The 14661-nt window shown below is 72.0% G+C and carries 11 protein-coding genes and 1 riboswitch; of the genes, 5 read left to right on the top strand and 6 right to left on the bottom strand.

From position 1 onward, the window contains the following. Both KZJ41_RS03455 and dacB read right to left on the bottom strand, forming a co-directional pair. Positions 1 to 1041: a zinc-dependent metalloprotease gene (locus KZJ41_RS03455; RefSeq protein WP_006930430.1), complete on the bottom strand. Its 1041-nt coding sequence runs from the start codon at positions 1039 to 1041 to the stop codon at positions 1 to 3. Continuing rightward, on the bottom strand, positions 1032 to 2438 hold the full coding sequence (gene dacB, locus KZJ41_RS03450) for a D-alanyl-D-alanine carboxypeptidase/D-alanyl-D-alanine-endopeptidase (protein WP_029540702.1): 1407 nt from the start codon (positions 2436 to 2438) through the stop codon (positions 1032 to 1034). Before dacB ends, KZJ41_RS03455 begins: the two co-directional genes overlap by 10 nt. A 170-nt stretch (positions 2439 to 2608) precedes the next feature. On the opposite strand from dacB, the gene KZJ41_RS03445 reads away from it, so the two are divergent. Continuing rightward, a complete protein-coding gene (locus tag KZJ41_RS03445; RefSeq protein ID WP_006930432.1) occupies positions 2609 to 3100 on the top strand; it encodes an inorganic diphosphatase in 492 nt (163 codons plus the stop codon). Positions 3101 to 3154: 54 nt separating this feature from the next. On the opposite strand, the gene KZJ41_RS03440 is transcribed toward KZJ41_RS03445, so the two are convergent. Continuing rightward, on the bottom strand, positions 3155 to 4264 hold the full coding sequence (locus KZJ41_RS03440; RefSeq protein ID WP_006930433.1) for an SRPBCC family protein: 1110 nt from the start codon (positions 4262 to 4264) through the stop codon (positions 3155 to 3157). Positions 4265 to 4275: 11 nt separating this feature from the next. Beyond that, complete coding sequence (locus tag KZJ41_RS03435) at positions 4276 to 5106, bottom strand: crotonase/enoyl-CoA hydratase family protein (protein WP_006930434.1); 831 nt, start codon at positions 5104 to 5106, stop codon at positions 4276 to 4278. 147 nt (positions 5107 to 5253) lie between these two features. Between KZJ41_RS03435 and KZJ41_RS03430 the strand changes: the two genes are divergently transcribed. Together KZJ41_RS03430 and KZJ41_RS03425 are read left to right on the top strand one after the other, a co-directional pair. Continuing rightward, positions 5254 to 5775 carry a 2-oxo-4-hydroxy-4-carboxy-5-ureidoimidazoline decarboxylase gene (locus tag KZJ41_RS03430; RefSeq protein ID WP_006930435.1) on the top strand — a complete coding sequence of 174 codons (522 nt, stop codon included), beginning with the start codon at positions 5254 to 5256 and terminating at the stop codon, positions 5773 to 5775. Between the two features lie 65 nt (positions 5776 to 5840). Continuing rightward, positions 5841 to 6314: a YbaK/EbsC family protein gene (locus tag KZJ41_RS03425; protein ID WP_006930436.1), complete on the top strand. Its 474-nt coding sequence runs from the start codon at positions 5841 to 5843 to the stop codon at positions 6312 to 6314. A gap of 55 nt (positions 6315 to 6369) precedes the next feature. Here KZJ41_RS03425 and KZJ41_RS03420 read toward each other — a convergent pair whose 3' ends face one another. Further along, positions 6370 to 7689: an aminotransferase class V-fold PLP-dependent enzyme gene (locus KZJ41_RS03420; protein WP_029540699.1), complete on the bottom strand. Its 1320-nt coding sequence runs from the start codon at positions 7687 to 7689 to the stop codon at positions 6370 to 6372. Between the two features lie 66 nt (positions 7690 to 7755). Then, positions 7756 to 7871, bottom strand: a riboswitch (SAM riboswitch). Between the two features lie 248 nt (positions 7872 to 8119). Here KZJ41_RS03420 and KZJ41_RS03415 point away from each other — a divergent pair. Together KZJ41_RS03415 and KZJ41_RS03410 are read left to right on the top strand one after the other, a co-directional pair. Continuing rightward, complete coding sequence (locus tag KZJ41_RS03415; RefSeq protein WP_251550175.1) at positions 8120 to 12034, top strand: Pls/PosA family non-ribosomal peptide synthetase; 3915 nt, start codon at positions 8120 to 8122, stop codon at positions 12032 to 12034. Continuing rightward, entirely contained in the window at positions 12031 to 13392 is a 1362-nt protein-coding gene (locus KZJ41_RS03410) for a M1 family metallopeptidase (protein ID WP_006930439.1), read from the top strand. The genes KZJ41_RS03415 and KZJ41_RS03410 overlap by 4 nt, the downstream gene beginning before the upstream one ends. A 4-nt stretch (positions 13393 to 13396) precedes the next feature. On the opposite strand, the gene KZJ41_RS03405 is transcribed toward KZJ41_RS03410, so the two are convergent. Further along, a complete protein-coding gene (locus tag KZJ41_RS03405; RefSeq protein WP_230304602.1) occupies positions 13397 to 14578 on the bottom strand; it encodes an MFS transporter in 1182 nt (393 codons plus the stop codon). Positions 14579 to 14661 lie beyond the last annotated feature (83 nt).

The following is a 14661-nucleotide window of genomic DNA, read 5'->3' as shown; positions in this document are numbered from 1 at the left end:
TCAGCCCAGCACCCGCGCGATCCACGCGTGGGGGTCGTCGATCTCGGCGAGGGTCGGCATCGCGTCCGGACCGCTCCAGACGACGTTGAACCGGGCCATGCCCGCCCGCTCGACGACGGTGTCGACGAACTTCTTGCCCTGCACGTACTGGGCCATCTTGGCGTCCATCCCGAGCAGTGCGCGGATGATGCGGTGGACGGGGTTCACGGCCCGGCGCCGGCGGTTGTCGAACGCCCGGCGGATCTGCGCGACGGCGGGCACCACGGTGGGCCCGACCGCGTCCATCACGTGGTCGGCGTGGCCTTCGAGCACGGTGCCGAGGGCCAGCATGCGGTCGAGTGCGGCGCGCTGGGGTTCGGACTGCACCGCTCGGACGAGACCGAGCACGCCGCGCTCGGCCATGGGTTTCTCCTCGCCCGGCCGGCGATCGCGCAGGACCCCGGTGATCCGGCCGGCCAGGTCGGTGAACGACTCTTCCGCGGTCCGGCCCAGCTCCGCCGCGGCCTCGCGCATCAGATCTGCCATCCACGGCGCCTCGGCGAACTGCACGCGGTGGGTGACCTCGTGCAGGCACACCCACAGCCGGAAGTCGGCGGTGGGCACCCGCAGCGCCCGCTCGACCGCGACGACGTTCGGCGCGACGAGCAGCAGCGACCGTGAGAACGGGTCGTACTGACCGAGCACGGCGGAGGAAAGGTACGCGAGCATCGCACCGGCCTGCACGCCGGCGGGCTTGCCGACCCAGCGGCCGTCGGCGGGCCCGGAACCGGTGAGGTCTGCCATCGACCTGGCGGCGGCGTGCACCCAGCCGGACCGGTCGACGACCGCGGCGGGCGGCACGTCCCGCCCGTCACCGAGTCCGGTCAGCTCCCGCACCGGCGGCTCGGCGCGGTCGGCGGCCGACGCCAGCTCGGCGGAGACGGTCTCGGCGGTGTAGCGCGACATCGCCGGGCCCGGTCGGGTCAGGCGCGCCCCGATCCCGGCCGCGAGCTTCCAGTCGATCGCGTCACCCAGCGTCCGGTCCTGGTCGGTCATCGGCATCCGCATCCTCGGAGGGTCGCCGCCACCGCGTCGAGGGCCGGCCGGCTCTCGCCCGGCGGACGGTCGTTGGACAACAGGGCGAACGTCAGCACCCGTCCGTCGGTGTCGACGACGAATCCGGTCAGGCCGCTCGCCTGTGACAGAGTGCCCGTCTTCGCGCGGACCCAACCCGCCCCGTCGCGATTGGTCGAGGCGTAGCGCTCGGAGAGGGTGCCGGTGGCGCCGGCGACGGGCAGGTAGTCCAGCATCGGGCGCAGCGACGCCTGTTCGGTTCCGGCGGCGGCGGCCATCACCCCGTCGAGCAGTTGCGCGGGAATCCGGTTGTCGACGGACAGCCCGCTCACGTCGTGGAGGGTGAGCCCGGTCAGGTCGAATCCGGCCTCGCGCAGGACCGCGGAGACGCTGTCGACCGCGCCGCGGAACGACGGCTCGGCGCCCTCGGCCGCGGCGATCTCGCGGCCGACGGCCTCGGCGAGGACATTGTCGGAGTAGCCCATCATCTGCCCGAGCCGGTCGCGCAGCGGCGCCGACTGGACCGCGGCCAGCGGGGCTGCTCCGGGCCGGGCGGTGCCGGCGGCGACCCGGGCGGGGTCGGCGCCGAGTGCTGCGGCGAGGGCCCGACCGGCGTCGAGGGCGGGGGTGGGCGTGCGCGGCGACTCGTCCTCGAGCGGGTTCAGGCGGCCGCCGTCGAGCATCACCGGTTCGATCGGGGCCACGGAACCGCCGGCGATGTCGGCCGGGAACCAGCCGGGGGCCAGAGGGTCGCCGGCGTAGGCACCGGCGTCGACGAGCACCGTGTCGACGACGGTGCCGCTCCGCTGAATCTGCTGCACCAGGTCGGCGATGCGCGGGGCGCCGGCGTAGAAGCCGGATTCGCCGACGGGCCGGGCGGTGAGGGTGGGATCGCCGCCGGCGACGAGCACGATCTCCCCCGGCCGGCCACCCTCGACGACCTTGGTGGTGACGCGGTGTTCGGCGGGCAGGGCGAGCAGCGCCGCGGCGGCGGTGAGGACCTTCGTCGTCGACGCCGGGATCATCGGCCGGGCGGGATCCTTCGACCACAGCACGGTGCCCGTGGCGGCGTCGGTGATCGAGCCGGTGAAGTTGCCGAGTCCCGCGTTCCCCAGCGCCGGTGCGAGCGTGGCCGCCAGCGCGGGAGCGGTGGGGGCGAGCGCGTCGGCGGGTACCGGCGCCACCTGCGGGGTTGCGGTGACGGGCGCCGGCGCGGGCGCTATCGCGGCGGCGGCCTCCCCGCTGCGGACGTCGGAGAGCGCGAAGGCTCCCCCCACGAGCAGCGCGACGGTTCCCGCTCCCCAGATGGTGAACAGGATCCGGAGGTTCCGGCGGCGCCGTCCCGCCAGTGTGCCCAGCTTCTTCTTGCCCTGCCCCGCCAACACGCCTCCGCTGTGTCGAATCCCGCGGCGTCCGCTCCGGCGAAACCCGCGCCCTGGTGGCCGCCCCGCTGGTCCGGCACCTGCGCCACCAGCCTAGCGCCGACCCGTTATCCTCTGTGCGGACCATCACCGCAGATACGGCAGTCGTATCGACTTACAAGTGAGGACACGGCGTGGAGTTCGAGGTCACCATCGAGATCCCCAAGGGACAGCGCAACAAGTACGAGGTCGATCACGAAACCGGCCGTGTGAAGCTGGACCGCTACCTCTACACCTCGTTCGGCTACCCCGCCGACTACGGCTACATCGAGAACACCCTCGGCGAGGACGGCGACCCGCTGGACTGCATGGTGCTGCTGCCCGAGTCGGTGTTCCCCGGCGTCATCGTCGAGGCCCGCCCGGTGGGCATGTTCAAGATGGTCGACGAGGCCGGGGGCGACGACAAGGTCCTCGCCGTGCCCGCGGGCGATCCGCGCTGGGACCACGTCAAGGACATCAGCGACGTCTCGCAGTTCGAACTGGACGCCATCAAGCACTTCTTCGTGCACTACAAGGACCTCGAGCCGGGCAAGCACGTCGAGGCCGCGGACTGGGTCGGCCGCGCCGAGGCCGAGGCCGAGGTCTCCGCGTCGATCGAGCGCCTGAAGGCCGACGGCGGGCACTGACACCACGCATCGTTCGGGCTCCGCGGCCGCCGGCTGCGGAGCCCGAACGCGTTCTCACACGCCCTGCTCGATCGCGTCCCGGACCTCGGCGAGCCGATCGAGCAGGCGCGGGCGGAGCCGGGCGTCCACCCGCGCCGACCACGACTGCAGCGGGCGCGGCAACCGCATGACGAAGTGCTGCCGCAGGAGACATCCCCCCGGGGTGGGCTCGATCCGGTAGTCGAGGTGACCGGTGAACCAGGCGCTCCGGAAGTCCATCCCGAGCAGCTCCGGCTCCTCGATCGCGGTCACGACGCTGTCGACGGACATCCACCAGCCCGGCGCGAGCCGCACCCGCTCGTACCACCGGGTGCCCTCGGCGGTCGGACCGAGTGGAGATTTGCTCATCCGGACGCCCGTGCGCGCCGGTGCACCCACGTGTTCCTGAACGTCGGCGAGCAGCGCGAACGCCGCACCGGGCGGTCGGCGCACCGGGATCATGAGCCGGAAATCCATTGTGGCCCCATGACTTTCGTCGACAGGCGGCGGCCCGCCCCGGCGCCGTCGGGCATGCCGCTCGGCCCGGTCCCGGATGCCGAGCAGCATCCGCCGGGACATCACGAAGTCCCCCGCGTCCATGAGGGCGGCCCAGCCGACAGCGAACGGCGACGGAGGGATGCGGAATCGCACGCGATGCACCAGCCGGCTACGGCCGGGACCGTCCGGGCGCAGCACCAGCACGGCGGTGACCGTGCCACCGTCGTGCGAGTGGGCATACACGAGCGAACGTCCGGGGTCGATCGACTCCACCCGGAAGGCGGCCGGAGAACCCGCGACGAGCCGGACGGGGTCGCCGACCTCGAGCCGCTGCAGTTCGGGCCGGATCTCGCCGGCGCTCGGCTTCCCGCCGTTGTCGACGAGGTCGTAGCTGTACCAGCCGGCACGGTCCCCCGCCCCCATCTGGACCAGCCAGGGCCACACGTCCTCGGGGTCGGCCGCGATCGACACCGCACGGGTCGCCGACCAGTGCGGACCGGGCACGATCTCATCACCCGGAACCCGCTGAGCCACTTCGGTCCTGGTCGCACCCCAGCGCAGCTGCCACGGCCGATAGACCGCCAGATACAACAGTGGGACGACCGGCACCAGCCGGCCGCCCCACGTCAGGGCCGGATGCCGTCGCACCCGTCCATCCTCTACCGCCCCCGGAACTCCGGGGGCCGCTTCTCGAAGACTGCCGTGATGGCCTCGGTCAGGTCCTCCGACGGCAGGAACGCCGCGTTCCAGGCCGCCACGTAGCGCAGGCTGTCGTCGACGCGCGCCGAGCGGCTGTGGTCGAGGACGTCCTTGATGCCGTGCACGACCAGCGGCGGGTTCGCCGCGATCTCGGCGGCGGTGGCCTGCGCGGCCGCCAGAACGGCGTCGGCGTCGGCGAAGACGTCGTTGACCAGACCGATCTTCTCCGCACGTGCCGCGTCGATGTCCTTGCCGGTGAGGGCGAGTTCGCGCAGGTGCCCGTCGCCGATGATCAGCGGCAGGCGGGCGAGGCTACCCACGTCGGCGACCATCCCGACCTTGACCTCGCGGACGCTGAACTTCGCGTCGGCACTGGCGTAGCGGATGTCGGCCGCCGAGATCAGGTCCACGCCGCCGCCGATGCACCAGCCCTGCACGGCCGCGACGACCGGCTTGCGGCAGTCCGCGACCGCGGTGATCGCCGCCTGCATCCGCTTGACCATCTCGTGGAACTCGGTGCGCGGGGCGGCCAGCGCCTTGTCGGCGAGGACCTTGCCCAGGTCGCCGCTCATGGCGGGCAGGTCGAGGCCGAAGGAGAAGTGCTTGCCGGCGCCGGCGAGCACGACGGCGCGCACGTCCGGATCGGCGTCGAGCTCGCCGAACAGCACGGGCAGCTCGGTCCAGAAGTCGGGACCCATCGCGTTGCCCTTGCCGGGCCCGACCAGCGTGACGCGGGCGACGTGGTCGGCGACGTCGACGGTGAACGCTTTCCAGCGGGAATCTGCAGTCATTACTCAACAGTAATGTCTGCGCTTCGGACGGCCGACGAGGGCCGCTCGTTACAGCCTCGAAAATTCCCTGCTACCCCACTGGTGACCGCCGCGAACCGGACGGATCCTGAGGACACGAACGGTCCGACTCGCAAAGGAGCGACTGCCATGTTGATGCATCAGGGCATCGGTCTGGGCGCCTTCAATGCCCTGTCCCGGCGGGGCGCCACCCACGCGCTGTACGAGTGTTGCGCGTCGCTGACCTGGGCCCAGTCGGTGGCGGCCGGGCGACCCTACGCGAGCTACTCGGAACTGTTCGCCCGAGCCGACGCCGCCCTGTTCTCGCTGGGCGACGCGGAGATCGCGGAGGCCCTCGACTGCCACCCGGTGGTGGGACGCCGGCGCGGCAGCACCGCCTCGCGGCTCGAGCAGTGCTCGCTGTGGGACGAGGACGAGGCGTTGATGACCGCGATCACGGCCGCGGCGGCCGCCTACGAGGAGCGCTTCGGCTACCGCTACCTGTGGTGCCCCCAGGGACGCGGGCCGGGGGAACTGCTGACGGATCTTCACCACCGCCTCGCGCACGAACCCGAGGCGGAGCGCAAAGCGTGCACGGAGGAACTGGCCAAGATCACCCGTACCCGGCTCGAGCGCATGCTCGGACCGGAGGACGGCTTTCCCCTGTATTGACCGCCGACTGCGGGCAGCCCTGTCGATCGGGGCCACGGACGGCGGTGGGCTCCTAGGCTGGAACCATGTCCGGGACACTGCATCCGAATGCCGCTCGGGTGGCCGACACGCTCATCGCGCGCGGTCATCACGGGCTGATCACAACCCAGCCGGAGTCGGTGCACACCGCGGAGCAGGCGGCGGCCGCACTCGGGGTCGACGTGGGTGCGATCGTCAAGTCGCTGGTGTTCCTGCTCGACGACGAACCGGTGCTGCTGCTGGTCTCGGGTGCGCATCGGGTGAACCCGGAACGGACGGGCAAACGCCTCGGTGGTGCGCTCGTTGCGGCGCCCCCGGACGTGGTCACCGAGGTCACCGGGCAGCCCGTCGGCGGGGTGGCACCGCTCGGGCATCCGACGAACCTGACCACGTACGTCGACACCGCCCTGGCCGCTTTCCCCGAGCTGTGGGCCTCCGGCGGGCATCCGCGCACGCTGTTCCGCACGACGTTCCGCGAGCTGATGCGCATCACGGCGGCCGTCGACGTCGACGTCGACTAGACCTGCCGGCTCGACCGGCGGGCAGTGCCTGTCCGGCGGTCCGCCCGGGAATCGGTCAGCTGCACTGCGCGGCGCCGGCGGTGGACTCCACCAGGCCCGGACGGGTCTCGGGCGACGGTCCCCACAGGCCGTCGGTCTTGGCGTAGGTCCAGCCGGGACCGGCGTCGACGAGCCCGCGCAGCGCGTCGAGCAGGCGGTCCACGTCGGCGGACGAACTGCCGAGCCCCAGGGAGGCGCGCACCGCACCGCCGGGCAGGCCGACCCGCGCGAGCAGCGGGTGTGCGCAGAACCGGCCGTCGCGCACACCGATTCCGTGCTCGGCGGACAGGTACGACGCCACCTCGCCGGGTTCGAATCCGGAGACCGTGAAGGTGACGATGCCGACCGAGTCCGGCGAGTCGCTCCACAGCCGCAGGATCTCCACGCCGTCGAGGTCGCGCAGCCCGCCGAGGAGGCGCCGGCACAGCGCCTCCTCGTGCTCGGCGACGGCGTCGGCGTCGAAACCGGCGAGCGCGTCGCACGCCGCGGCGAGGGCCGCGACGCCGAGCACGTTCGGCGTGCCGGCCTCGTGCCGCGCCGGGGCGCACGCCCATTCGGTGTGACCGAGACGCACTTCGCGGACCGCACCGCCCCCTGCGAGATACGGTTCCGCGACGTCGAGCCAGTCCCGGCGTCCGACCAGAGCGCCGGCACCGAACGGGGCGTAGAGCTTGTGACCCGAGAACGCGAGGTAGTCGACGCCGAGAGCGGTGAGGTCGATCCGCCGGTGCGGCACCAATTGCGCTCCGTCGACGAGGATCCGGGCGCCGCAGGCGTGCGCCACGTCGGCGAGTTCGGCGATCGGGAGGACCTCGCCGGTCACGTTGGAGGCGCCGGTGACGGCGAGCAGCGCGGCGGGCTTGCTGCACAGCTCGGCGACGAGCCGGCGGACCGTCTCGGCGACGGTGTCCGCGGCCTCGACGACGCGGGCGTTCTTCCAGGGCAACAGGTTTGCGTGGTGCTCGACGTCGAGCACCACGACGTCGCCGGGTACGGCTCCGGCCAGGAGGTTGAGGGAGTCGGTGGTGTTGCGGGTGAACACCACCACCTGATCGTCTGCGGCGCACACGAATCGGGCCACCGACTCACGAGCCTGCTCGTAGCTCGAGGTGGAGATCCGGGAGGCGTAACCGGCACCGCGGTGCACACTGGCGTAGTACGGCAGGAGCTCGGCGATCCGCTCGGTGACCGCTTCGAGGGCGGGCGCGCTCGCCGCGTAGTCGAAGTTGGCGTAGGTGCAGGTACCACCCTGGACCAGGGGTACCTGCAGGTCACATCCGGTGACCCGGGCGAACGGGGCGATGCAGGTGTCGGCGGTCAGTACGGCAGCAGTCATGACGTTCCCTCGTCGTTCAGGGATTCGCCGGTGGTCGCCTCGTCGCCCGAGTGCGATCACGGTCCGAATCCGCGCTTGCCGTGTCCGGTGTGGAAACACGGCCTGGTCGTCACCCGGAGCACCCCACCGCGGAGGAGGGTTGCCGACCAGCTAGCCGGGGCTTGTCGCTGGTTCTCGTGACCTGCCGAAGAGGATTGCAGGAGCGCGCACGGATGTCAAACCGGAATCGCGGCGGCCGTCGTCCCGCAAACGGAAGTTTCAGGGAGATAAGGTTTTTCGAGCGGAATCGGACGCCGCGCCGCGGAGCGCGACGTCGGGTCGAGCGGGAGATTCCACCGATGGAGTGGGCACCGACACACCCGATGTTCACCCTCCGTCCATCTGACCGTGAGATAACCGGACGAACGCATCACCAGGCCGAGAGAAGGACATGCGATTGCCTGCCCAGCCCACGACGGATCCGGATCGGTCGTATCGCATCCCCGAGGAGTTCGTTCGCTCCTCCCACGCCCCGGCCCCCCGCACCCTCGTCGACATCCTGCGGGCCACCGCCGACACCCACCCGGACGCCCCGGCCGTCGACGACGGCACCGTCACTCTCAGCTACACCGAACTCGTCGAGGAGGTCATCGCCTGCTCGTACCGGCTCGCCGACGCGGGAGTCGGCGCCGGTGACCGCGTCGGCGTGCGCATGCCGTCCGGCTCCAAGGACCTGTACGTGATGATCCTGGGCATCCTCGCGGCGGGCGCGGCCTACGTGCCGGTGGACGCGGACGACCCCGACGAACGCGCCGAACTCGTGTTCGGGGAGGCGATGGTCACCGCCGTCGTCACCGCCGACGGCATCGGCCCGGGCACCGCGCCGCCGTCGCCCGCGCCACAGCTGCGCGGCCCGCGCCTCGACGACGCCGCCTGGATCATCTTCACCTCCGGCTCCACCGGCACCCCCAAGGGCGTCGCGGTCAGCCATCGCAGCGCCGCCGCCTTCGTCGACGCCGAGGCCCGGCTGTTCCTGCGCGAGAACCCGATCGGGCCCGGCGACCGCGTACTGGCCGGACTGTCGGTCGCCTTCGACGCCTCCTGCGAGGAGATGTGGCTGGCGTGGCGGCACGGCGCGTGCCTCGTGCCGGCGCCCCGCTCGCTCGTGCGGTCCGGGATGGACCTCGGGCCGTGGCTGGTCTCCCGCGACATCAGCGTCGTCTCCACCGTCCCCACCCTCGCGGCGATGTGGCCCGCCGAGGCGCTCGAAGCGGTGCGGCTGTTGATCTTCGGTGGCGAGGCCTGCCCGCCGGACCTCGCCGAGCGACTGGCCGTGCCCGGTCGCGAGGTGTGGAACACCTACGGGCCGACCGAGGCCACCGTCGTCGCATGCGCGGCAACCATGGACGGCAAGGGCCCGATCCGCATCGGCCTGCCGCTCGACGGCTGGGACCTCGCCGTGGTGGACGCCGACGGCCGGCCCGTGCCCGAGGGCGGTACCGGCGAACTCGTCATCGGCGGCGTCGGACTGGCTCGCTACCTCGACCCGGCCAAGGACGCCGAGAAATACGCCCCCATGCCCACCCTCGGCTGGGACCGCGCGTACCGCAGCGGCGACCTGGTCACCCTCGACCGCAGGGGCCTGCTGTTCCAGGGACGCGCCGACGATCAGGTCAAGATCGGCGGTCGGCGCATCGAGCTCGGCGAGGTCGACAACGCTCTGCAGAACCTGCCCGGCGTCGCCGGCGGCGCGGCCGCCGTGCGCAAGACCGCGGCCGGGCACTCGATCCTCGTCGGGTACATCGCCAGCACCGACCCGGAGTTCGACCTCGCCTCCGCGCGCGACCTGCTCGGCGAGCAGTTGCCCGCGGCCCTGGTGCCGCGGCTGGCGCTGGTGGACGAGCTGCCCACCCGCACCTCCGGCAAGGTGGACCGCAACGCGCTGCCGTGGCCGCTGCCCGGCGCCGAGGCCGACTCCGCCGAGGCCCTGGGTCTCGACCCGACCGCCGAGTGGGTCGCCGGACTGTGGATGTCGATCCTCGGCACCCCGATCGAGAGCATCGACGACGACTTCTTCGAACTCGGCGGCGGCTCCCTCTCCGCGGCCCAGCTGGTGACCGCCCTGCGCGAGCGCTACCCCGCGATGACCGTCGCCGAACTGTACGACCATCCGCGGCTCGGCTCGCTGGCCGGGTACCTCGACGACCTCGCACCGTCCGCGGTGGTCGCGCCGCGGCAGGTGGCCCCCGTCCCACGCCGGACGCAGCTGCTGCAGCTGGCCATCACGGTGCCGCTCACCACCCTGACCGGACTGCAATGGGTGACATGGCTGGCGACGGCGAACAACGTCTTCGCGCTGTTCGTCGACCTGCCGTGGCTCGCGCCGGTGTCGTGGTGGTGGGTGGCGCTCGGCATCCTGCTGTTCCTGACCCCGCTCGGCCGGATGTCCGTCGCCGTCGCCGGGACGCGGCTGCTGCTGCGCAACCTGGAACCCGGCACCTATCCGAGGGGCGGCAGCGAACACCTGCGGCTGTGGACGGCGCTGCGGCTGTCGGAGGCCAGCGGCGCGGTGAACCTGTCCGGGGCGCCGTGGATGCTGTATTACGCCCGCGCCCTCGGCGCGAAGGTCGGTCAGGGCGTCGACCTGCACAGCCTGCCGCCGGTGACCGGCATGCTCGAACTCGGCGACGGCTGTTCCGTCGAACCCGAGGTCGACCTGTCCGGCCACTGGGTCGACGGCGACGAGGTCCACATCGGCACCATCCGGATCGGCGCCGGCGCCACCGTCGGTGCCCGCTCGACGCTCGCCCCGGGCGCCAAGATCGGCAAGAACGCCGAGGTCGAGGCCGGCTCCGCCGTCTTCGGCCGGGTCAAGGCCGGCCAGCACTGGGCGGGCTCCCCTGCGCGGAAGGTCGGCAAAGCCGTACATCCGTGGCCCGACGAGCCGCCGCGCCGCGCCGCGTGGTGGGTGCCGGTCTTCGGCCTCACGTCGGTGGCGCTGGCCTCGCTGCCGATCGTCTCGATCGCCGCCGGCCTCACGCTGGTCGGATGGTGGATCCGCGGCACCGCCGACCTGACCGACGCGTTGCTTCGCAGCGCAGCGATCCTGCCGGTGGCCGCACTGTTGACCCTGTTCGTGTTCGCCGCGCTCACGGTGCTGTCGGTGCGCGCCCTGTCCCTCGGCATGATCGAGGGCCACCACCCCGTCCGCAGCCGCGTCGGCTGGCAGGTGTGGGCGACCGAGCGCCTGATGGACAGCTCGCGCACGTTCCTGTTCCCGCTCTACGCCTCGATGCTCACCCCCGGCTGGCTGCGGCTGCTCGGCGCCGACATCGGCAAGGACGTCGAAGCCTCCACCGTGCTGATGGTGCCCAAGTTCACCCGCGTCGCCGACGGCGCCTTCCTCGCCGACGACACCATGGTCGCCAGCTACGAACTCGGTGGCGGCTGGCTGTACATCTCCCGGGCCAAGGTCGGCAAGCGCGCGTTCCTCGGCAACTCGGGCATGGCCGCCCCCGGGCGCCGGGTGCCCAAGTACGGGCTCGTCGCCGTGCTCTCCGCTGCCCCGTCGAAGGCCAAGTCGGGTTCCTCGTGGCTGGGCAGCCCACCGGTGCGGCTGCGCCGCGCCGCGAACGACGGCGACTCGAGCCGCACGTTCGCGCCCCCGCTGCGGCTCCGGGTGGCACGCGGCTTCGTCGAGACCTTCCGCCTGCTCCCCATGATCGTCACGTTCGGCATCGGCCTCGGCGTCCTGTTCGCCCTGCAGGCGCTGGCCGGCGCAGCGGGATACGGCCCGGCCGCGGCGCTGAGCGGCCTCGTGCTCATCCTTGCCGGCGCCGTGGCCGGCATCGTGTCCGTGACCGCCAAGTGGGTGGCCGTCGGGCGCATCGGCCGCGAGGAGCACCCGCTGTGGAGCTGGTTCGTGTGGCGCAACGAGGTGGCCGACACGTTCGTCGAAACCGTCGCGGCGCCGTGGTTCGCCCGGCCCGCCACCGGAACGGCCGTGATGAACCTGTGGCTGCGGGGCCTGGGCGCGAAGATCGGCCGCGGGGTGTGGTGCGAGAGCTACTGGCTGCCGGAGGCCGACCTGGTGACCCTCGGCGACGGCGCGACGGTGGAACGCGGATGTGTTGTGCAAACGCACCTGTTCCATGATCGGATCATGTCCATGGACACCGTCACGCTCGGCGCCGGCGCCACCCTCGGCCCCCAGTGCGTCGCACTGCCCGCGGCCGGAATCGGAGCCGGCGCCACCGTCGGTCCCGCCTCGCTGGTGATGCGCGGCGACGTCGTTCCGGATTCGAGCAGATGGCAAGGCAATCCGATCGCACCGTGGTCACACCCGAGCGATTGGTCCCCGCAGTGAAGCCGGGGAACGACCCGAAGAAGTCGCGCGACAACGGCAGGACCGCGAAGCCGGACGCCCCGATCGATCCGTACCTGCCGCGGAGCGGCAACCGCGGGTACCGCGTGTCGCGGTACGAGCTCGACCTGACCTACCGGGTGGTGGCCAACCGGCTCACCGGCACGGCCACCGTCATCGCCACCACCACCGACGCACGCGGCAAGTTCGCGCTCGACCTCGCACCGACGATGCGGGTGACGAAACTGTCGGTCAACGGATCCCGGCCCGCCAAGTACGCCCAGCGCGACGGCAAGCTCGTCGTCACCCCGGCCCGGAAGATTCCCGTGGGCGGGGTCCTGACGATCGTCGTTCACTATCACGGAACACCGAAACCGATCCGCAGCCCCTGGGGCGAGGTCGGCTGGGAGGAACTCGAGGAGGGGTCGCTCGTCGCGAGTCAGCCCAACGGCGCCGCATCGTGGTTCCCCTGCGACGACCATCCCGGCGCCAAGGCCAGCTACCGGATCACGGTCACCGCCGACTCGCCCTTCCAGGTGATCGCGAACGGCACGCTGGTGCGCAGGACGACGAGGGCCAGCCAGACCACCTGGGAGTACGAACAGCCGGAACCGATGGCGACCTACCTGGCCACCGTGCAGATCGGAAACTACGAGACCCGCAGGGTGTCCGACGGGCCGGTGCCCCTCTACGCGGTGCATCCCCCGCGCCTGAAGGCGAACTTCGACCGGGACTTCGGCCGGCAACCACAGATGATGGACGTCTTCTCCCGGCTCTTCGGGCCCTACCCGTTCACGCACTACAGCGTCGTCGTCACCGCGGACGAACTCGAGATCCCGATCGAGGCGCAGACCCTGTCGATCTTCGGCGCGAACCACTGCGACGGCAGCCGCGGCGAGGAGCGGCTTGTCGCGCACGAACTCGCCCACCAGTGGTTCGGCAACAGCCTCACCCTGTCGCGGTGGCGCGACATCTGGCTGAACGAGGGCTTCGCCTGCTACGCGGAGTGGCTGTGGTCGGAGAACTCCGACGGCCCGTCGGCGCACACGATCGCCGCCGACGCGCACCGGGGGCTCGGCCGCAAACCCCAGGACCTCCTCCTCGGCGACCCGGGTCCGGAGCTGATGTTCGACGACCGCGTCTACAAGCGCGGCGCCCTGACCCTGCACGCGCTGCGCCTGCGCCTCGGCGACGAGAAGTTCTTCGCGTTGCTGCGGCAGTGGACCGCCGAGCACCGGCACGGGACCGTCACCACCGAGCAGTTCACCGATCTGGCGGCGCGGTTCGCGGATGCACCGCTGCGTCCGCTGTGGGACGCGTGGCTCGCCGAGAAGGCACTGCCGCCGATGCCCGAGCCGTGAGGCGTCAGGCCTGTGCTCGCTCCGGCAGGTGCGCCCGCCACTTGACCAGGACGAGCACCAGGCACGCGGCCGCCGCGACGGCGCCCACGACGAACATCGCCGGGTAGGTCAGGACCGGGTACGTCTGCGACAGGTACACCATGGCGGCGGGCACCGCGAAACCGAGATAGCTCAGCGAATAGAACACCGCGGTGAGCCCGGCGAGGTCGTCGGGGCCGGCGATGCGCTGCACCTCCTGCAGACCCGACACCAGTGCCATGCCGTAGCCGCACCCCAGGACGACCGCGGCCAGCAGCGCCAGCGGCACGGTCAGTGCCGCGGCCGCGACCGCCGCCGTGACCATCCCCACCACGAGCAGCGTCAGCGCCACCACCACGGCCCGGGCGTTGCGCGGCGTGTCGATCCGGCGGCCCAGCGACTGGATCGCGAAACCGGCACCGAGGGCCACGACGCACAGCAGTGCCGAGAACGCGACCGGCGCGTCGCCGCTGTGCCCGGTCATCAGCGCCGGAATGATCGCGTAGGCCGAACTCGCGGCACCGAACACCCAGGGGGCGACGGGGGCGATCACGAACAGGAAGCGGGCGTGCCCGGCCGCCGGGATCTTCAGATCCTCCCGCAGCGGAGTCCGTTCCACCTCCGGCTGCGCCGGCCGGGTCTCCGGCGTCCGGAGCAGCGCCGCACCGGCGCCGACGCTCAGCCCGATGTGCACGAGGTAGGTCAGGGCGCTCGGCATCGGCGCCCACTGCGCGAGGGCCCCCGCGACCCCGGCCCCGACCCCGAAGCCGGCGGTCAGGCTCATCGCGGCCCGTCGCGCACCGGCACCGGGAGTCGCGCGCGGATCCCAGCGCGGATCGGACAGTTCCTTCAGCCAGCTGCCGCCGACGGCCATGCCGAGACCGAGGGCGATCCCGCAGAGGATGCGACCGAGGATGAGCAGCGGCGCGGAGTCCGCCCCGAGGGCGAGCACCGCGGAACCGGCCAGGCCGACGAACGGCGCGGGCACCATGACCGGTCGCCGCCCGAGCCGGTCGGAGAGCGGGCCGCCGACGAGCAGGGCCGGCACGATGCCCAGGACGTACGCGAAGAGGAACAGGTCGACGACGACCGGCGCGAAACCGTGTTCGAGCCGGTACATCACGAGCAGCGGCGTGAACTCGTTGCCGCCCCAGGCGACGGTGAACATCGCGGCGGCCACGAGCAGCCACGTCCCGCGCGGGACCGTTTCCGTAAGTGTCGGCAGCCGACCGGGGTCGGTGGTAGTAGCGG

Source organism: Rhodococcus sp. 11-3, from assembly GCF_023704055.1.
Taxonomy (GTDB): domain Bacteria; phylum Actinomycetota; class Actinomycetes; order Mycobacteriales; family Mycobacteriaceae; genus Rhodococcus; species Rhodococcus aetherivorans.
Note: the sequence above shows the minus strand (reverse complement) of the source record. Positions and strands in the feature narration are given on the sequence as shown.

What these genes read in the sequence shown, in the direction of transcription:
- KZJ41_RS03425 (WP_006930436.1), top strand. Translation starts at nt 5,841, where the DNA reads ATGTCCGGGACACTGCATCCGAATGCCGCTCGGGTGGCCGACACGCTC.
- KZJ41_RS03435 (WP_006930434.1), bottom strand. Translation starts at nt 5,106, where the DNA reads ATGACTGCAGATTCCCGCTGGAAAGCGTTCACCGTCGACGTCGCCGAC.
- KZJ41_RS03405 (WP_230304602.1), bottom strand. Translation starts at nt 14,578, where the DNA reads ATGTTCACCGTCGCCTGGGGCGGCAACGAGTTCACGCCGCTGCTCGTG.
- KZJ41_RS03415 (WP_251550175.1), top strand. Translation starts at nt 8,120, where the DNA reads ATGCGATTGCCTGCCCAGCCCACGACGGATCCGGATCGGTCGTATCGC.
- KZJ41_RS03455 (WP_006930430.1), bottom strand. Translation starts at nt 1,041, where the DNA reads ATGCCGATGACCGACCAGGACCGGACGCTGGGTGACGCGATCGACTGG.
- KZJ41_RS03420 (WP_029540699.1), bottom strand. Translation starts at nt 7,689, where the DNA reads ATGACTGCTGCCGTACTGACCGCCGACACCTGCATCGCCCCGTTCGCC.
- KZJ41_RS03430 (WP_006930435.1), top strand. Translation starts at nt 5,254, where the DNA reads ATGTTGATGCATCAGGGCATCGGTCTGGGCGCCTTCAATGCCCTGTCC.